We start from the raw sequence: 19377 nt of genomic DNA on the forward strand, positions 1-19377 counted from the left end.
CTTAGAACATCGGGAATACGTACCGCACCAGGAAGAACAAGATTCCAAATATAATAATAATGTACGCTGCATATTTGATAAAAGTGGATGCGACCAGACTGGAATCCGATTTCTTGTGCACCTCTGTCCGTTCAACCTCTACACTTCTGTCCTTGTAATTCGGCTCCATCTTACATCTCTCCTCTCGGGTCAATTGCTGTATGACAACCATTAACCGGGGCTTGAGGCACTGAAACAAGATGGCAATTGGACGGTTCATGCAGGGATTAAGGTTCTATTATACAAAAAAGCCGCAGCTCTCTGCCCGGAATACGACAGCATAAGATGCGCCTTACAGCAATGGATTGCTAGCCGAAGCTGCGCTGGCCCGGCCAGGAGCCCTGCAGCTTGCGGAGCAGCACAATCTGTCCGGTATGGTAGGAATCATGCAGAATCAGACTCATGACCTCTTCGCCCGGGGCATGCCCGGAGCCGCCCCAGTCATAAGCGCCTTCTTCAAGGGCTTCAATGATCTCGCGCAGTCCGGCATGCACCGTCTTCAGCTTGGCTACTGCCGCGTCCCACGCCTCTTCCCCGCTCTCCGTCACCGTGAAGGTAGCATCATTGCTGTCCAGGTCAGGCAGCTTCTCCATTCCCTTCAGCTTGCGCAGCAGCCGTTCCTTATAATAAGTCAGATGGTTGACTGTCTCCCAGATGGAATTACCGGCTGCACCCTGGGGCTTCCAGCTGGCCTGCTCACTGTTCACACCTTCCAGCGCATCCTTAAGCGGCGGTGCCCAATCCTCAACATCCATGACATAATCCCAGTTCTCCAGCAGAACGTCGCTAATCTTATTTTGCATCCTTACCCCTCCTTAAGATAGTTGGCACACGAAAACCAGCTCACGTAACGAGCAAAACATCCCGATAACGGTTACGTAAGAAATGTAGCATATTCGAGCCTGCAGTTCAAGTAACTAGCAAAACATAGTTTTAACTGTTACAATCAAAGAAAATATGGCGGCGAAAGGAGTGGTGTACCTTGCTGTGGGCGGATTTCATTAACAGCTATTGGCGGGACTGGCGGACAGGTGACCGGAGCAAGGACCGGGACAAGCTGGACGAACCGGAGTGGCTGGCGGAATGGCTGGAGAAGCAGCAGCTCCCCGCTGCCTTGCCGGTGATGCCGGCGGAGCTGGAGCAGCTGAAGCAGCTGCGCGGCTGGTTATGGGAGGAAGTACAGCAGTTGGTGCAGGGAGAGACGCCTGACGCCGCTTGTTGGGAACAGCTCAATCAATATCTGGCCGAAGGACCGGTGATCCGGCGGCTGATTCCGCAGGACGGGGGACAAGCTGAGCTGACGCTACAGCCGCTGCAGAGCCATTGGCAGCAGATTATGGCGGAGATCTCCGCTTCTTTTGCCGCTGCCCTGCTGGAGAAGGACTACGCACGGTTCCGGATATGCGGGAACCCCGACTGTCTCTGGGTCTATTATGATGATACCCGCAACCGCTCGAAGCGCTACTGCGACGATAAGCTCTGCGGTAACCTGATGAAGGTCCGGCGGTTCCGGGCACGCAAAAAGGCTGCCGAAGCGGACGATTCGTAGCAGCCGGGTTATAGTACAATTAGCGGGCCGTGCGGCGTAAGTGTCTTGTTCTTGCCGGAATGCTTGGCCGTATAGAGCAGATTGTCGACATCCTCAAACAGCCTTTCCTTGGTGGTCCCTTCGGAATAGCTTTTGAGTCCAATGCTGACCGTGACCGCAGTGCCCTCCATCTCCTCATGGAACGTCTCCGACAGCTGCTGGCGGATCCAGTCCATCAGCACGAAGGCTTCCTCGAAGCCCTTCTCGAATAAGAGGATGGCAAACTCCTCACCGCCGTAGCGGGCGGCAATATCCGCAGGTGAAATGTATTCGCGGATCACCCGCGCCACCCGTGCCAGCACAAGATCTCCGGTGCGATGCCCGTATTTATCATTAATCTGCTTGAAGTTATCGATATCAATCAGCGCGAGATGGAACGGGGCACCCTTGCTGCCGTATTCCAGCGCTTTTTCATAAAACTCGTGAAAAGAAATATGATTGTACAGCCCCGTCAGCGCATCGGTAGTGGACAGCTTGCGGATCACCGCATTCTCAATCATCAGATCCTGCTTAGCCGTCAGCGTCGCCTCCAGATCACTCACCAGCTCACGCCCGTTAATAATAATGATGCCGACAACCAGCATGCTGACCAGCAGAAAGAGCGGAATAGCGATCAAGTCGAAATCAGTTAAATAATATTTAAATGTAGCATCTCCATAATACAGAATCACAAAGGCAACCACCTGCAGCACAGAAGCGAACAAGGTTAGATCCAGCCTGAAAAAAATCGCCGAAGCAATAATCGGCAGCAGCATCAGCGCCCCGATAATCCGGATATCCATATTCAGATGAATAATGACCATCGCAATAATGGTCCCCGCCACAAACAGCATCATAAAAGAATGTTTAGGCACAGCGTAATCCATAAACTGGACCACCCCGACCACAACCGCCATCAACAGTGTCGGATAGGTCAATACCCCCAAATAAAACGCCTTAGGCTCCATCGGATAGGTCGTAAAAAAATAGGCCGCGAGCTGCGCCAGAGCATGCAGAGCAATCACGAGCCAATACGTATATATAAACCGCTTAATCCACTTCCCCTGCCGGTAGGCAGAGGTATCCGACGGCCCCATGAAATCTCTTAATCTCAAACCATTCACCTGCTGAACTTAGATTTGATCTACACATTTCTACTATCTTACCACGTTCTGCCCCGTGTCCGATACTCGCTTGCGGGATATGTACTAAATCCGGTGAATGCGGTTGGGGTTTGTGTGGGGGCAGAGGCGGAGCGGGGCGAGTGAAGCAAGCCATTCATTACGGACTAGTCCCAATGTTGTACGTAATACAACTCGGGTCCGCAAATACAAGGCTATTTACAAGGATTGTTGTATGAAATACATCAATATCCGTACTTAGCCGCTTAATTCATGAGGAATACTGCCTTTTATACAACAATATCTATTTTTGCTTGATATTATGGGCAGAATGTTGTATTACGTACAGGAATATGGTTGGCGAGTTGAGTTTAGGTTTTATAGCCTATATTTTAGCTACAGACTTTGCAAAGTGTGCGACCAGCGACCACGGAGTGCAAAGATGTCGGGTAGCTCCGTCAGTATCGTCAATTTCATTTCAATTCACGCACTCCATACGGAGTGGGACTACAAAATTGGGTGGGGATTCAAATTTAATTTTATTTCAATCCACACACTCCATACGGAGTGCGACCCTAACGGATAGGCCATTTACAAATACTCACCAAGTCAACCCATATGATTCTTCTATAACTTTTATAAGCAATATTTTAATTTGCATTTGGTCTAATACAGATTTCTCCCTATTTTGTAATAGTGGATTTTTTTCTCCGCCAAGTGCAACATTTCTCACCCAAAAGCCATCTTAATAGATAGAGGTGATGCACAATGAAACCAACTAACCTAATGAAGCGCGCGCAAAAAATGAGCATCGCGTGCGGAATCCTGGCTGCCAGCTTATCCTTCGGGGCATCTGCTTTTGCCTTCTCCGATCTGAGCGGCAACCCTGCCGAAACCAAAATCAATGCATTGCATAATGCAGGTGTGATCAACGGAATAACAAGCGATCTGTTCGCTCCGAATGCTAAAGTAACCCTTGCGCAAGGGGTTCAATTCCTCGTCAAAGGACTGGCGCTTGCACCCCAGACGGATACGGGCAGCAGCTCTTCATCCGCCAGCAGTTTTTTTGATAATGTAAAAGATAATGCCTGGTACGCTTCCTCATTTCTCACTGCCAAGCAGAGCGGCTTGACCCTGGCGAAAAACGCTGATCCTAATGCAGCGATGACCCGTGCAGAGTTTGCACATCTGCTGACGGAAGCCTTGCAGAGCAAGGGTGATTTTCCGGTTACCAAAATGTATGTAATGGTCGAAGACGGCGATAAGCTCTCTTCAGAGGTCATGAACAGTATGCAGATCTTGCTGAATACAAAAATTATTACGCTGGATAACGGAAAATTCCGTCCGGCAGACATCATCACCCGCTCCGAAGCTGCTGTTATGGTACATGATGCCGCTGAGTTTGCGGCGCGGGTAATCAACCAGAACGATACAGGAATTGAACCTTCTGAGCCGGAGCCGGTTCCGGCCAATAACTACATTTCGGATGTAGTCCTGGAAAAAGTGGCTGAAGGCGTCAATAAAGCTACGATCACCGTCGACAATCTGCCTAACCCCGGCTACGGCCTGGCGGTAGAGCGGATCGATTTCACCAGCGGAAGCAAAGCAGTGATCTACTTCAAAGTGACCCTGCCCGACCCGGATATGATGTATCCGCAGGTTATTACCAAAGGGACAGTGGTAACTTATCTGCCGGAAGGCTACACTGCTACAGCAGAGCCTGTAATGGGTTCGCGGTGGCTGCAGCCGGCAACCGATATTCAGTAATTTTAGCCGCAGATAGTAAGTGAACATGAAATGATCATACCCTGTATAGCGCTAATTATAGAATAGGAAGCTGAGCAGGACTTGTAACAAAGAAGAAGCAGTCTCCCGGGAGGCTGCTTCTTTTTAATACTTATTAGTTGATTAAAGTATCAAGTTAGCGGAAGATGAGTTTCGTTCACTCAATCCCAAAAAGCGACAATTTGATTTAGTTTTTTTAAATCATTTGGGGCAATTTTCAATGTCGATGCTGGTTCTCCCGTACCTCCGTAAACAAATGGATAATGAAAAAGCCCCCTATCTACGATACAAGGCAAAGAAAGCACTAAGGGGACACTACCAACAGTATATCCGGTTATTTGCTGTACTTCTTTTGGGGTTGCCATTTTCAACTGGTTGCATGCTAAAAGGCCTGTCACTTCTTCTAAATTTACACGCCCACGATTTCCAGAAACAATCATTGCAAAATATCCTTTTTCTGACTTGAGAATTAACGTAGGTGCTGTTTGACCTATTTCAATTCCAAAATAATCTGCGCCTTCCTGGGCTGTACGAATCTGTTTTTCATGATGAATAATCTCATATTGCACCTCTTTTTCTTGCAAAATCGATTTTAGATTATTCATAAATAGGTGTACTCCTTTCAAATAGTTGAAATGGCTATGATGTTTTTAAAAGTTGGACCTTCGTGAAATTCGCTTTTTCCCATGCACCTAACACCACTGTTCTTGCTCGTAGTTCTTTGCCGGCTTGGAATACATGCACTCCTACTGAGTGCGACTGGAACTACACTGATCCAGAGAATGACCCACAGGAATTTCAATCCACGCACTTTATAAGAAGTGCGACTGAGGACACCACCGATTGGTACAGCATCGTCAACATATTTCAATCCACACACTCCACACGGAGTGCGACAGCTCACAGTTTTGGATATCAATACATTGTCAGAAATTTTAATCCACACACTCCACACGGAGTGCGACAGCCTAGCCTCCAGATCCGCGCGTTGAGCGTCGATATTTCAATCCACGCACTCCACACGGAGTGCGACAGCGGAAATAAGCCTAAATCATCCTGTCCCCATATCAATTCAATACAATTCCATAAAAGAGTAATACAAAAAGCATCGATTAACCATTGACTTTCTATGGATACTATCTATTTCTTAGAGTTTCGACAAATTCTGAGATGCGAAGGAACCAGGGATTTCATGGGAGCTTAGGATTCGCACCAGTGCCGGGCTACCATAGAACTCCAATGAATTTATATTCTGCAAAAGTAATTCGTTTCCTCTAACCTGCACGTTTCTGGGTATTAAAACTGTCCACATAGTGCGGGAATCGCAGAACTAGGAGCGAGGTATATTTCACAACATTTCCACAAATACTAATTTATAAATTTACAAATTGTAAAAATATTTTTCGCAATGCACAGTGATTACTCTATAATAATAAGTATAGAACAGAAAATGAGGTGTAAAACATGAGCATAAATTTTTTCGAGCATCGGGAGACGATTTCCAAAAACCTGGTGAACTTTCTGCGCCTGAAAGGTTACTCCAAATTATCTTTGTCCAAACAAGCAGATATCTCCCGTCCTACCATTGATCAAATTATTAAAGGTGAAAGTCCTAACCCTAAACAATACAATTCGCAGATTACAAAGATCAATCTTGCCTTTGATTTACCAGAGGATTACTTCATTACTGCTCGAATTACCTTAACCCCAGCCCCTGCAGCCTATGCATACTCGGATCATAGTGCTGGCACAGCGAAAAATCCTGTAGTCAAGGAACTATTGGATGGATTAGATAACGTATTAGACATTTATTCATTGTATATAAAGTAAGGAGATGTCCATATAACATGCGGATTACCAGCGAAAACTTAGATGAGACCGTGGAATTGAATTTGAAGATTGAGCGGCAAGTTGAGGAGCATATAGCCTATATCGAAAAGCGTTTAATTAAATGGAGATCTCTACCTCTTGAAGAACGGGCTTACGAGATTCTAAAAGAATACAACCTTATTGAGATCCCTATACCGGATGAGAATTGGGGTGGAGCTATCCGGAAGTTCGCCAATGGAATAGCCGTCCCGATCATCAATACCGCACAACCACGATTGTATCAATATTTTATATATTGGCATGAAATATACCACTTAACTGAACATGAAGAAATGGACAGCCATCCTGAAGATTACGAGATTTCAACTGAATTTGATTTGAATGAGCGAAAAGCTGATTATTTTGCCAGCCAAATGATTTTTGGTCGTCATGATTTGTATGAATATTATCTCTCACACAAACATAATGATTTCCTGGTTAATGTGGCCCATTGCATGAAATCCTTTAAAGCTCCATACAAAGCCGTGCTAATTCAACTATATCAGATCGCAAAAAAGAACCAAAACAGTCAACTCCAAGAACAAATCAGACTTTATTTCGATAAACATTTGTCGGCGGCAGAGTGGTCAGCGATTTTCCATGAATACGCACTAGATGATTCACTAATCAAGCCATCACTAGTAGCAAACCTAAGCCCCATTGTAGTTGCAATTAAAGAACAGATTGAAGCGCACCCGGATGTGGAATTGTACCAGGATAATTGGAGAGTAGTAGAGAAATGGGCCAGGAAATACAGCGATGTTCAGAAGGAGTTAAAGGAGCATTGGAATGGGGAGTTATAGCGATCTTGAACAACGTATGCGTACAGCGAACAATCTGAAAATACTGATTTTGGATACCGGGAACATCCAATTTTTTTATCAGAACGCAGACTTACTTCCACACTCGTTCATTTTTAATCGTTTCGATATCGTTCTTATTCCTGGCTGGGTTCATGCAGAGTATGCTCATCATCCCGGAAAAGTCAGTTATATCGCTTCTCTTCCTCGGCCTTATTTTATCGTCGATGAAGTGAATGACTACTTACCCATGTTAGGGTACAGCGATAAAAAGTTGATGGAGCTATTTCGAATAGCTGCGCCCAACGAATAATCCCAAAGGTTTTTTAACCAGTATAAAGGAATTGGCGCCGAGGATTTCCCTGATGACTGGATCGATCAATATTATGAAAATGGATTCTTCACTCGCGAAATGCAGGCTATGGTTACGAAAAAGAATGCGGGGGAAGTCTCTGTCCTGACGTTATGCTTCTCATTACTCTCCCATTATCCCATACAGATTTCAAACATAGCTATCGCCTCAAGTGACCTCGGTATCATTAATATTAAGAACAGAATTGTACAAGAAGCAAACAAGGCTCCTCTAGAACTAGGAATACCAATTTCACCATCCATTTCATATTTCAGTAAAGATGTATCCATGTTTACCGCTGTTAAAGAAGGAATTATCCAACCACATCAAGTCTCCGCTCTTCGTCCTAATTCCAGCTCTTCAACTTATGTAGAATTGTTCGCCGACGGAACCACTGCCCTCCACCGGCATTTGGTCCCTACGCCTTATTTTGAGGAAATGTGCAGGAAGCATCACCGGTATAATATTATTTTTTAGAAAAGTGGACTAGCTTATTGTTAAGTCAGACTCTCCCCGCCTCTGTTCCTGAGAGTTTGAAGAATAGTGCCAAGCCCCCCGGGAAAAAGCAGTTATTCGATAAACATTTCTGCAGATGGTGTTAATGTTCGGAATATGCGGACGGACTTATGATTTCCACTCCGCCGCACTCCATAGGGAGCGCTACACCAAATGCTTGGCTGTGCGCCTACGCATTTAAAATTTCACTCCATACACTCCGTGTGGAGTGCAACGACAGCACCAACATTAATGATTTTAGAGCCAACAAATTTCAATCCACGCACTCCATACGGAGTGCGACGTAATTCTTTCAAATTTGGCATATGCCTGTGATATTTCAATCCACCCACTCCACAAGGAGTGCGACGATATGTTCGTCTGGAGCAATTACGATGCTCGCCAATTTCAATCCACACGCTCCATACGAAGTGCGACGTGTTTTATATCTATGGCGGAGATGCCCCTGAAATTTCAATCCACACACTCCATACGGAGTGCGACGATATCCTCAATCTCGCGTTGATGCCGGACGGCTATTTCAATCCACACACTCCATACGGAGTGCGACCTCCAGATCCTCCTGGCTGAACGGCTGCCGGTGACTATTTCAATCCACACACTCCATACGGAGTGCGACAAAGTCTCAAGAACAGTACCATCAGCTCGATTAAATTTCAATCCACACACTCCATACGGAGTGCGACGATTGCATCGTCGTCATGGTTAATAGCGATATGAGGAATTTCAATCCACACACTCCATACGGAGTGCGACACATACGCGTGCGGGAACATGGCCGACAAGGAGATTTCAATCCACACACTCCATACGGAGTGCGACAGCGAAAACCAGCACAATCTATGCTGTTCCCGCAACAATTCACTGCACTTCCCCCAAAACAATACTAAACTAAGTATCAATCTGCCATTGACCTTTCTTCAGTATTCTCAATTCCAGGTGGTTTCGACAAATTCTGAGGTGCGAAGGACCCGTGGATTTCATGTGAGCTTGCTATTCGCACCTCATACTTGCCCTCAATAACCCCATGATTCTTTATTCTACAAGTGTTATTAATTTCCTAGATGAAGTGCCCCAGAAAATAGAGTAATTGCATTATGTACAATAGAATGCTTAAAGAACGGCCGAAAAATCTATTCTAATGTATTTCGTACAATTGTTTTCAGTTATATGAGCATAAACCTGCAAATCTAATGTATGAAGTGCAATAGATTCTAATTTCTGCCTGATTTTATTACTATCCATTGTACAAAATACAATAGGAACTATTCATGCTCTCTTCCCCCGAAGCCCAGCCCGCTTTTAACGTACCCTTACTCTTAACCCGCAAAACAAAGTTCATAGTATTACTAAACTTTAACCGGATTTACTTTAATGCATTTTTCCACAATCAAATATTCATGGCTAAGTATGAAAAACCGCCAACAGAAAAAGAAACACACAGCTTATCAGCCCAAACAGCTCAAGCGCAAATAGTCTGGAACGTTTTTTCCGGAAAAATACGATGGCGGGATGGGCCAGACTGGCTGCCATATATAGGAGCGACAGCAGCAGACCGAAGCTAAACAATGAGAATATAGGGTTATCTGCCAGAGGAACACCGATGAAAATGACCAGCAGAATGAGCACGGTCAGCAAATACAATAACAAGCGGGCAACAAGGATCACTGGTCCGGATTCCGCCGGCGGAAGGGTTTGCCCTTTACTTCTATACTTCTCCAGTGCCCGTTGTATCTCCTCGGGATTCTGTTTGCGCATTTTGTTCATTTCGTTCGCATTATCCATTCGCTGCTTCAGTCTTCTAAACATGAGGCCTACTCCTCTCCCTTGCTGCTTCACTCTTTATATTATGCCGGACTTTCCCCCATCCTGCCTGCTGCTACGCCAAATCCCCTTACCCCTGCAAAGCCTTCCGCACACTCAAAATATACCGCGCCTGATCCAGCGGGTTCACGCCCCGGCGGGTGCGCTCGGCGGTAACATCCGGTGGGCAAGGCTCGTAGCCGGCGAAAAAGGAAGTGAACGTGCTCCGTCCCTTCGTATAGGAGCTTAGGCTCACGGGATAATCGAGTGAGGTAGCCAGCGGCAACCGGCCCTCAATGATCATCCGCTCCCCTTGCAGCACCGGCGGCTCGAACGTGCCGCGCATCTGCACGAGGTCGTTCATCACGCGGCCGCCGTTCTCCTCGGGCACGACGATGCGCACTTGCAGGATCGGCTCCAGCAGGCTGGTGCCGGTATGGGCCAGCCCGTCCATGATGGCCATAGGCGTAGCCACGGCAAAATCCAGCGGGTGCGTATGCCACACATGGTGGTTCCCCTCCACCAGCGTCACTTTCAGGTCGGTGACCTCCCAGCCGCTTAGCCCCTGCTGCAACGCCTCCGGCACACGGCGGGCCGTCTCGTTCTGGTATTGCGGCAGCAGATCGGAGCTGCGCACCAGCGATTCATAGACAAGGCCGCTCCCCGGCGGGCCCGGCTCAATCCGGAAACGCAGAATCGCCCAGCACGGCTTCGGCATCAGATAAGCGACATAACCCTCCCCCGTGCTGCTCGGCGTCTCCCGGTAGATAACCGATGGCTGCCCAAAGGTCACTTTTAGCCCGAAACGCTCCTCCAGCACACTATCCAGAATCTCCAGCTGAATCGGCCCCATCACCTTAATGTGCAGCTCCCGCTCCTCCTGCAGCCACTGCGTATCCAGCAGCGGGTCTTCATCGGCCAGCTCCTGGAAGGCAGCAATCACCTTATGTTCGTCCGTATCCGCTCCCCAGAATACCCGCACAGTCAGCAGCGGCACAGCCAGCTTCGCCTCTTGCGGAATGGCATCCGGCTGGCCCAGCACATCCCCGATTCGCACACCGGACAGCCCGTATACCACGGCGATATCTCCCGCTTCGAGCGCTCCGACATCTTCAGTACGGCCGCCTTCAACCTTGCGGATCTGCGTTACTTTGGCCTGCACCTCCTGCGTGTAATTCATCACGGTATCGCGGTTGCGGATGGTCCCTTCATAGAGGCGTACGTATGCCATGCGCCCCATATTTTTATCCCGCTGAATGTTGTACACGATGCCGGACACCGGCTGCTCCGCATCCCCTCCCGCCCGGGGAAAATACTGGACCATCGCATCCAGCAGCGCAGTAACGCCAAGTCCCTTCGCCGCTACGCCATACACCAGCGGATAGATCTTTCCTGCGGCCGTCCGAGCGGCCAGCTCTCTTTTCCAGCGCATCAGATCTACTGCACCCTCCGACATGTACAGCTCCAGCAGCTCCTCATCTCTCTCAGCAAGCGCTTCCAGCAGCTCCGTACGCGCCTCATCCGCCGCCTCTCCGGCCTCGTCCCACAAATCAGCTGCGCCGATAAATTCCAGTTCCTTATACAGCGGCTGCTGCACGGGCAGGATATCCTCCGACAGATAAGTCCGCGCCTGCGCCAGTACAGCGGCTGGATCAGCGCCGATCCGGTCCATTTTATTCACAAAAATCAGGGTCGGAATCCCCAGCTTACGCAGCGCACCCCAAATCATCTCACTCTGTGCCTGCACCCCCTCCACCGCCGACAGAATCAGCACCGCACAGTCCATGACCCTTAGGCTCCGCTCCACCTCGGACAGGAAATCGACATGCCCCGGGGTATCGACCAGGTTGATCTGCACTCCACGCCACGCAAAAGAAGCCAGCGCCGCACGCACCGAGATCCCCCGCTGCCGCTCCACCTCCATCGAATCGGTCATTGCCGTTCCGCTGTCCACGCTGCCCAGCGCCTTGATCCTGCCGCTTTCATAGAGCATATGCTCTGTTGTAGTCGTCTTTCCCGCATCCACATGCGCAAATATCCCGACATTAATCCGTTCAATCCCCTGCTCATTCATCTATGTTCTCCTGTCATTAGCCTGTAATTTCTCAATGCCATAGGTCCATCTATTATTATATCAAGAGCAGCGGGTGCGCGGATACGGGGTTGATGGGATGGAGGAAATTAATGACTTTTACAGAATATAGTATGAACTTGAGAATTGGGAGGCGCCTTTTATGGGATTCAAATCAACAATTTTGGTAGTTGAAGATGTAGTGCGATCAAGAATGTTGTATGAAGATATACTTGGCTGCAAAGTAGAAGCTGATTTTGGTATATACAATCTGGGATTTTCAGGCGGCTTTGCACTTTATGCAAAATCCCTTTTTGCAGAATTAATTAATAGTAATGATATTGTATTTAAAGCACAAAATTTAGCTGTTTATTTTGAATTTGATGATATTCATTCATTAAGAGATAAGATTATCGCTAATGGGTTCGAGCTATTGCATGATATTCAGGAGCAGCCCTGGGGACAGTTGGTTTTTCGTTTCTATGATTATGATAAGCATATCGTAGAGATAGCAGAAGATATGGATACTGTTCTCGTTAATATGTACAAATCAGGCATGTCAGAATCAATGATAGCCAATAAGACGGGTTACACTGAAGAAGATGTGACAAAAACATTAAGATCTAAGGATAGATGAACGAACAGTATAGTTTCATTTTAAATAAACTTCCCCTTCCCGCAGTTAACTTAAGGGTGTAATCTGAAGGCACTTTCTTGAAGGAGTGGACCTAGTGCAGGTTATTAAATCTTTATTAGAGTGTCCAGAGCGTCGTAACGAATTTGCTGAATATGTTAAAGAAAAATGGCCGAAGGTAACGAAGGTAGTCCTCCCTAAAATTGACGAAAGTTTATCGGCTGAAGCTGGTTTGCCCTTTACATTCCTACTCTTGAAAAACGGAAAAATAATAGGATTTTATCAGCTGATTGAGCAGGAATACATAAGCCGAAAAGACTTATCGCCATGGATTTCACCTTTGTTCATTGATGAGAATGAGAGAGGGCGAGGTTTAGGCTCCGTACTGCTGGAGCATGCCAGAAAAATGGCGGGGCAATTGGGATATGCGAAGGTTTATTTAACAACCGACCATATTCTCTATTATGAGAAATATGGATTCAGAGAAATCGGTTTGGATAATTTCGCGTGGGGACGCCCCACCAAAATCTATGAGCATGATGCTATAGAATAAATATGGTCTTGTACTACAGGCATTTTATTGATTAATGCTTGTAAGTGATTAAGCTCTAACGGGAAACGTTTCCTCCCCCTTCAATTTAAATTTAATTCACCTGCAACCTTTTCGCCGCTTTTGCCATCTAAGAGTACAAGAGGTGAGGCACAATGAAGAAGACAACTTTCCAGAAGCGCGCTACAAAAATCACTCTAGCGTGCAGCATTCTGGCGGCAACCGTATCATTCGGAGCATCGGCTTCTGCTTTTTCAGACTTGAAGGGCCATGCGGCCGAAACGAAAATCAACGCACTTCATCAAAACGGCATCATTAATGGAATTACCAGTGATAAGTTCGCCCCGAAATCCAAACTGACTTATGCGCAGGGCCTGCAGTTCATCGTCAGCGGCCTTAAGCTCGCTCCGGTGAAGGACGGCAGCAAGGCGAGTGACCATTTTGACAAAGTAAAAGATTCCGCCTGGTACGCATCCGCCTTCCTGACTGCCAAGCAAAGCGGACTAGCGCTGGACAAAACGATTGATCCAAACGCAGCCATGACGCGCATCCAGTTCGCTCATTTGCTGACTCAGGCGCTGCAGAGCAAAGGGAATTTCCCGGTAACGCTGATGTACGCGGAGATTACAGATGGCGGCAAGCTGACTACGGCTGAGATGAACAGTCTGCAGATTCTTTTCAACACCCGGCTGCTCACGCTGGAGAAGAATAACACCTTCCGTCCTTATGATCCGGTGACCCGTGCGGAAGCCGCAGTCTTGATCTATGACGCAGCTAAATTTGCCAAAGAAGTAATCACTCCAGACAACAGCACAACGGCTCCAGCCTATGAGTATGAGTCGGCAGTAACGCTGACCAAGGCCGGTGAAGGTGTGAACAAAGCAACCGTAACGGTCGACAATCTGCCTAACCCGGGTTACGGCCTGGCCATTGAACGTATTGAATTCGGTGCGAACAAGACAGCTGTCATCTATTTCAAAGTAACTCCGCCGTCGGCAGGCTCGATGAACCTGCAAGTGATCTCCTCCGCTTCTGCGGATACTTATCTGCCTGATGGATATACGGCAACAGCCAAGTCCGTGAACAGCCCGGCTTCCTCGGCTTCATCTTCCGCAGGCAAGTAATGGTGCAAGTGCTGCAGCCGGGCAGCAGGAAATGATTCTCCGGCAGTAATAAAGCCGCATCTCCATTGGATTTCCAAGGGGATGCGGCTTTTAAAGTTTTGTATACCGAATACGGTGGCAGTTTCGCACTAAGGTGTCCACTGGTCATGGATGATTGCTACGAGAATAGGATCCTGGCCGTTTTTTTCAAAAACAAGACGCAGGCTCCGCCAATCCATCCCCTCTGCCGCAGGGTCGATCCCCTTGATGTAATATTCGACGTAATCATGGGTCGCCTTAGGGTACACCTCGTTGACGTTGTTGATCGTCGTTCCGTGGCTGGTGCTTTCGTTCAGCAAGATTTCGGCCAGGCCGGCAAAATCCACATCATACACATACTGCTTATAATAGTCTGCAAAGGTTAACGTCATGCTCTCACCTGAACCGGCTGACTCGCCCCAGTTACGCTTCAGCGGATCTTTCATCGCACCAGCCAGCTCATCCCGGCTTAATACGATATCCCTTTCCGTCTGGACATAAGCATATGGGGAAAAGCGTACGCCTCTGTCCTTGTGCGCCCAGGCGGCGAGCGTCTCCATATTCCCGTTCTTCAGCGCCTTCACTACAGTAGCTGCTGCTTCCAGTGCAGCCCGAGGTGTCCCTTCCTCCGGTGCTCCGGGATCTTCCGTTGCCTGGGGCTCAGGTGTAGCCTCAGGACTAGGGGCAATCGTCGCAGCCGGGGCCGGCGAGCCTGACGGTGCCTGCTCAGTCGGCGCAGGTGCTGCCGTTGCTGCAGGCGATGCATCCGGCGCTGAATTACAGGCTGCCAATGCGAGCATTAGAGCGGTTGCTGCGGTGAATCCGACAGCTTTTACCTTAATCATGATATCCCTCCTCATGCTGCCAATCTTACTTTTGTAGACGCTGACCCGCTGGGATTAGTTGCAAGGCGTGTGTCTTCGGAGTAGCACAGAGTATGAAGGAATTACCGAGGACGGTGGGGACTGCCACAATCTCAGGAACGTCAGGATATCAGGCGGCTGGCGCTACTCTATCTGTTAACCGAGCTCCGTGTAATATCTGATCTCCTGCTGGCCTTTTTCAAAACCCACCGATTCATACAGGGATAACGCCGAGTCATTGGTAGCCATAGCGATAAGCTGGGCCTGTTCCAGTCTATGCTCCTTCAGATACTGCAGGGCCCGGGCCAGCAGAGCCTTGGCAATTCCGCGCCGTCTCCAGGGTTCCCGGACGAACACATCTTCAATAATGCCGCCGTGCTCTTCCTTCCATACCATGAGACTGCCGGCTACCACGCCTGCATCGCGCACAACGATTGAGGTCCAGAGGGAATGCTCCTGATGCTCCAGCAAACGCTCCATTCCGAGCGCTGTATCCGGCCAGATCTCCGTATCCAGCTCCAGATAGGCCAGCCGTTCCTCCGGCGAATCGAGCTGAGCAAACGTGAGTTCCAGCCCCTCTTCCAGGTGATGCACGGGCATAGGTTCGTTCAAATCCCGGCGGAGCATGTACATCCGGCTATGCGGCAGGAAACCGAGATGCTGCTCAAAATAAACGTGACTGCTCACCTCCGCTGCATTATTCCCCGTACAGAGAATGGTGCCATACTCCTGCGGCAGTATAGACTTCAAGGTCTGTGCCCGTTCCAGCAGCGGGGCGTAGACACTATCCAGCAGCTCAATGTCATTCGCTCGTTCCGGTAATGTCTTAAGGTTCACAAAAATTTTATGCTTGCTCCCCGGAAGGCGTCCCGGAGGCACCACGTTGAAAATACCCAGCTGGCCCTTGGCCACCATAGTATCTCCTTCAAAAGCACAGATTACATTCTCCCAGTTGCTCTCCTCACCAACCCACCAAAAAAGCACATTCTCCTGCGCCGATACCACAGCATACATCGCTCCAAGCGCCGCCATATCACTCTGCTCAAACCTGCGGATGATTCTATTCTGCATTCACACTCTGCCACCTTGTCTCCAGTTTCCCCCAGCATAACATCATAAGTCGCAGCTACAGCAGACCATTAATGGCTATAACTATTCTCTACCGGAGTCAAAATAAAGCTGGGACCCTACTCTCATCGCGTTCTCTTTACTCCCTATTTACCCTTGGTACACCATTCTGGCTTCTGCTGAAAAAAACGGCTGCGCCGTCCTTGGTCGAGGACGCGCAGCCGTTTTGCTGGGTTTGGTGGGTTTGGTGGGTTTGCTGGTTACACCGTATGACCCTTGCGGACACCAGAGCCGTTATTTTGCAGAAAAGTCCGTGTTTTCTTCCCTTACGGACTCAGGAGACGTTATTATGCCCATTCAGCTTAATTGAAGGCCGCAATGCATGAAATAAGGGCTCCTGTGTCCTCAACTGAAGCTGAAACCCCGCTTTCCGCAAAATAAGGTCCGCTGTGTCCGTAACCGCAGCAGCGGATGCCGGGACAGAGGTGCGAGTGCTGGAGGCCAGTGTTGGATGTTGGGTGCCGGTTGATTAGAGTCTGTCCCCGGTATCGGCAGCAGTAATGTTAGGTACTACGTCCGCAGAGACGTCAAAGCATAGTTTGTTCAGACCACTGTATCCACGGTATTGGCGCAGTAATGTTCAGTGTTCAGTGCAGTGCAACATCCACCGTAACGCCAAAACCTAGTTTGTTCAGATCATCGAATCCCAGCATCTGGCAGCAGTAATGTTCATTAATGCTCAGTACTGCTGCCACTGCCACCGTAACGCCAGCCTAGTTTGTTCAGTTCACCGTATCCCAGAGGTTTGGCTGTATTCTGCTCTGAGCGTTTTCCCCTCACTGTTCCAGAATTCTTCTGTCCGAGCGCCTCCACTCACCATCTAGCATCCTTCTGCTTTGGCACTTTCCCGTTAACCCCCGCACTCTTCTGCCGGTCATTTTCCCCGCCGTCAGCAAGTCCCGTCCCTACTTCACGCTGCCGGCAGCTTCGCGCGGCTGGCGCATGGTCAGGCTGACGCGGCCTTTCTTCAGGTCAACGCCGAGCACCCAGACGGTAACGTTGTCTCCAACGGAGACTACGTCCATCGGGTGCTTGACGAAGCTTCCGCTGAGCTGGGAGATGTGGACCAGCCCGTCGTTCTTGATGCCGATATCGACGAAGGCGCCGAAATCGATTACATTGCGGACGGTTCCCTGCATTTCCATGCCGGGAACCAGGTCCTCGATCTTCAGCACATCTGTGCGGAAGATCGGCAGCGGCAGCTCCTCGCGCGGGTCGCGGCCCGGGCGCTGGAGGCTCTCCAGGATGTCGCGCAGCGTTGGCACACCGACATCCAGCTTCACCGCCAGGCCGGCGGCATCCTGCGCCGCCAGCTGCAGCGCAACTTCCTTGCTGCCGAGCTGTGCCACATCGAGGCCCAGCTCACGGAACAGCCGGTCCACCACCGGATACGATTCCGGGTGGATCGGCGTGCGGTCCAGCGTATTGTCCCCTCCGGGGATACGCAGGAAGCCGATGCACTGCTCGTAGGATTTCGCGCCCAGGCGCGGCACCTTCTGCAGTGCCTTGCGCGTAGTGAACTTGCCGTTCTCCTCGCGGAACTTCACAATATTCTTGGCGATCGTCGCATTGACTCCCGCCACATAGGAGAGCAGCGAGGCCGAGGCGGTATTCACGTCGACACCGACGTGGTTGACCGCCGACTCGACGACTCCCTTCAAGCTCTCCTCAAGATGCTTCTGCGATACATCATGCTGGTACTGCCCGACACCGATCGCCTTCGGATCGATCTTCACCAGCTCCGCGAGCGGGTCCTGCACGCGGCGGGCGATGGAGGCGGCGCTGCGCTCCGCCACATCCAGGTCCGGGAACTCCTCCTGCGCCAGCTTGGAGGCGGAATACACGCTGGCCCCTGCCTCGTTGACGATCAGGTAGGCCAGCCCCGGGTCACCGACCTCGGCAATGACCTCGGCCGTGAACTGCTCCGTCTCCCGCGAGCCGGTGCCGTTGCCGATGACGATGAGCTGGATGCCATATTTGGCAATCAGCTCCTTGAACTTCGCCGCCGCCTCTTTCTTCTTGTTGTTCGGCGGCGTCGGATACGTGACCGCTACCTCCAGCAGCTTGCCGGTATCGTCCACCACGGCCAGCTTGCAGCCGGTGCGATAGGCCGGGTCAACGCCAAGGACATGGCGGCCCTTCACCGGCGGCTGCAGCAGCAGACTGCGCAGATTTCCGGAGAAAATGGAAATCGCCTGCGTCTCCCCTTTTTCCGTCATCTCCCCGCGCACCTCGCGCTCGACGGAAGGCGCAATCAGCCGCTTGTAGGCATCCTCGGTCACCGCTTCCAGCAGCTCCTTGACCGGAGAAGGCCCCTTCACCAGCTTGCGGATAATGAAGGCATGAATCTTGTCGGCGGTCACCTCTATGCCGACCTTCAAAATATTTTCCCGCTCGCCGCGGTTAATCGCAAGGATGCGGTGCGGCGGCATTTTATGGACAGGCTCACGGTAATTGTAGTAGTTCTCGTAGACACTTTCCTGCTCCGAATCCTTGGCCTCAGAGACCAGAATCCCCTGGCTCGCTGTATATTGACGCACCCAGGAGCGGATCGTAGCATCATCGGCAATGTTCTCGGCAATGATGTCCATGGCTCCCTGTACGGCCAGCTCGGCACTGTCGACACCTTTCTCGGCATCTATATATTTCGCTGCCTCTTCATAAGGGCTGCCCTGACGGCGCTGCTCCATAATCCATTCCGCCAGCGGCTCCAGCCCTTTTTCCTTCGCTACGCTTGCCCGGGTCTTGCGCTTCTGCTTGAACGGACGGTACAGATCCTCCACTTCCTGGAGTTTGACTGCCTTCATGATCTGCTCGTGCAGCTCTTTCGTCAGCTTGCCCTGCTCGTCGATGCTGCGGATTACATCCTTTTTGCGGTCGCCCAGATTGCGCAGATAAGCCAGACGCTCTTCGATATCGCGCAGTGCATTCTCATCCAGCTCACCGGTCATTTCCTTGCGGTATCTGGCGATAAACGGAATCGTGTTGCCCTCATCCAGCAGCCCGACTGTAGTCCGTACCTGCTTCAGGCTGATATTAAGCTCCTTCGCAATTGCTGCAGTAATCAGTTCCTGTTCCTGCCGGGCGGCGGCTTCCTCTGCCGTTTTCCCTGCCTGATTCGTATCCACGCTCACTAC

At 49.8% G+C, this 19377-nt stretch carries 17 protein-coding genes and 2 CRISPR repeat arrays; of the genes, 8 read left to right on the forward strand and 9 right to left on the reverse strand.

The genetic code is table 11. The features are described 5' to 3' along the window. Position 1: 1 nt before the first annotated feature. On the reverse strand, positions 2-169 hold the full coding sequence (locus LOS79_RS18835) for a hypothetical protein (RefSeq protein ID WP_249897078.1): 168 nt from the start codon (positions 167-169) through the stop codon (positions 2-4). A gap of 178 nt (positions 170-347) precedes the next feature. Beyond that, positions 348-842 carry a DinB family protein gene (locus tag LOS79_RS18840; protein ID WP_315411588.1) on the reverse strand — a complete coding sequence of 165 codons (495 nt, stop codon included), beginning with the start codon at positions 840-842 and terminating at the stop codon, positions 348-350. Positions 843-1021: 179 nt separating this feature from the next. Between LOS79_RS18840 and LOS79_RS18845 the strand changes: the two genes are divergently transcribed. Beyond that, the gene (locus LOS79_RS18845; RefSeq protein ID WP_315411589.1) at positions 1022-1588 is read left to right on the forward strand and encodes a CGNR zinc finger domain-containing protein; all 567 of its coding nucleotides are present in this window, start codon (positions 1022-1024) and stop codon (positions 1586-1588) included. 8 nt (positions 1589-1596) lie between these two features. Here LOS79_RS18845 and LOS79_RS18850 read toward each other — a convergent pair whose 3' ends face one another. Next, positions 1597-2721 carry a GGDEF domain-containing protein gene (locus tag LOS79_RS18850; protein WP_315411590.1) on the reverse strand — a complete coding sequence of 375 codons (1125 nt, stop codon included), beginning with the start codon at positions 2719-2721 and terminating at the stop codon, positions 1597-1599. Between the two features lie 774 nt (positions 2722-3495). Here LOS79_RS18850 and LOS79_RS18855 point away from each other — a divergent pair. Next, positions 3496-4494 (forward strand): S-layer homology domain-containing protein, encoded by a 999-nt coding sequence (locus LOS79_RS18855; protein ID WP_315411591.1) that lies wholly within the window; start codon positions 3496-3498, stop codon positions 4492-4494. 179 nt (positions 4495-4673) lie between these two features. Here LOS79_RS18855 and LOS79_RS18860 read toward each other — a convergent pair whose 3' ends face one another. Continuing rightward, a complete protein-coding gene (locus LOS79_RS18860; RefSeq protein ID WP_315411592.1) occupies positions 4674-5117 on the reverse strand; it encodes an aminoacyl-tRNA deacylase in 444 nt (147 codons plus the stop codon). A gap of 187 nt (positions 5118-5304) precedes the next feature. Continuing rightward, positions 5305-5548: direct repeats of the CRISPR family, unit length 23 nt; unit sequence CACTCCACACGGAGTGCGACAGC. Between the two features lie 428 nt (positions 5549-5976). Between LOS79_RS18860 and LOS79_RS18865 the strand changes: the two genes are divergently transcribed. Genes LOS79_RS18865 through LOS79_RS18875 form a run of 3 tightly spaced genes read left to right on the forward strand, consistent with a single transcriptional unit; the run spans position 5977 to position 7494 of the window. Then, positions 5977-6342 carry a hypothetical protein gene (locus LOS79_RS18865; protein WP_315411593.1) on the forward strand — a complete coding sequence of 122 codons (366 nt, stop codon included), beginning with the start codon at positions 5977-5979 and terminating at the stop codon, positions 6340-6342. Between the two features lie 17 nt (positions 6343-6359). Continuing rightward, positions 6360-7184, forward strand: a complete 825-nt coding sequence (locus LOS79_RS18870; protein ID WP_315411594.1) for an ImmA/IrrE family metallo-endopeptidase — start codon at positions 6360-6362, stop codon at positions 7182-7184. After that, entirely contained in the window at positions 7171-7494 is a 324-nt protein-coding gene (locus tag LOS79_RS18875; RefSeq protein ID WP_315411595.1) for a hypothetical protein, read from the forward strand. The genes LOS79_RS18870 and LOS79_RS18875 overlap by 14 nt, the downstream gene beginning before the upstream one ends. 737 nt (positions 7495-8231) lie before the next feature. After that, a CRISPR array of direct repeats spans positions 8232-8871; the repeat unit is 33 nt; unit sequence ATTTCAATCCACACACTCCATACGGAGTGCGAC. A gap of 582 nt (positions 8872-9453) precedes the next feature. Here the strand turns inward: LOS79_RS18875 and LOS79_RS18880 are convergent. Both LOS79_RS18880 and LOS79_RS18885 read right to left on the reverse strand, forming a co-directional pair. Further along, positions 9454-9858 (reverse strand): hypothetical protein, encoded by a 405-nt coding sequence (locus LOS79_RS18880; RefSeq protein WP_315411596.1) that lies wholly within the window; start codon positions 9856-9858, stop codon positions 9454-9456. An 85-nt stretch (positions 9859-9943) separates the two neighbouring features. Beyond that, complete coding sequence (locus LOS79_RS18885) at positions 9944-11926, reverse strand: GTP-binding protein (protein WP_315411597.1); 1983 nt, start codon at positions 11924-11926, stop codon at positions 9944-9946. Between the two features lie 160 nt (positions 11927-12086). Here LOS79_RS18885 and LOS79_RS18890 point away from each other — a divergent pair, with 160 nt between their 5' ends. The 3 genes from LOS79_RS18890 (at position 12087) to LOS79_RS18900 (ending at position 14231) form a co-directional block, all read left to right on the forward strand. Beyond that, positions 12087-12560, forward strand: a complete 474-nt coding sequence (locus tag LOS79_RS18890) for a VOC family protein (RefSeq protein WP_315411598.1) — start codon at positions 12087-12089, stop codon at positions 12558-12560. Positions 12561-12654: 94 nt separating this feature from the next. Then, a complete protein-coding gene (locus LOS79_RS18895) occupies positions 12655-13110 on the forward strand; it encodes a GNAT family N-acetyltransferase (RefSeq protein WP_315411599.1) in 456 nt (151 codons plus the stop codon). A 152-nt stretch (positions 13111-13262) separates the two neighbouring features. Beyond that, a complete protein-coding gene (locus tag LOS79_RS18900) occupies positions 13263-14231 on the forward strand; it encodes an S-layer homology domain-containing protein (RefSeq protein ID WP_315411600.1) in 969 nt (322 codons plus the stop codon). A gap of 128 nt (positions 14232-14359) precedes the next feature. Here the strand turns inward: LOS79_RS18900 and LOS79_RS18905 are convergent, their stop codons facing one another. The 3 genes from LOS79_RS18905 to LOS79_RS18915 all read right to left on the reverse strand — a co-directional run bounded on the left by LOS79_RS18905 (position 14360) and on the right by LOS79_RS18915 (position 19308). Next, positions 14360-15094, reverse strand: coding sequence for a hypothetical protein (locus LOS79_RS18905; protein WP_315411601.1), 735 nt, complete (start codon positions 15092-15094; stop codon positions 14360-14362). A 174-nt stretch (positions 15095-15268) separates the two neighbouring features. Next, positions 15269-16183 (reverse strand): GNAT family N-acetyltransferase, encoded by a 915-nt coding sequence (locus LOS79_RS18910; protein WP_315411602.1) that lies wholly within the window; start codon positions 16181-16183, stop codon positions 15269-15271. 962 nt (positions 16184-17145) lie between these two features. Beyond that, positions 17146-19308, reverse strand: a complete 2163-nt coding sequence (locus LOS79_RS18915) for a Tex family protein (protein WP_315422325.1) — start codon at positions 19306-19308, stop codon at positions 17146-17148. Positions 19309-19377 lie beyond the last annotated feature (69 nt).

Origin of the sequence: Paenibacillus sp. MMS20-IR301, from assembly GCF_032302195.1 — a bacterium.
In the GTDB taxonomy this organism is placed as follows: Bacteria; Bacillota; Bacilli; order Paenibacillales; family Paenibacillaceae; genus Paenibacillus_AQ.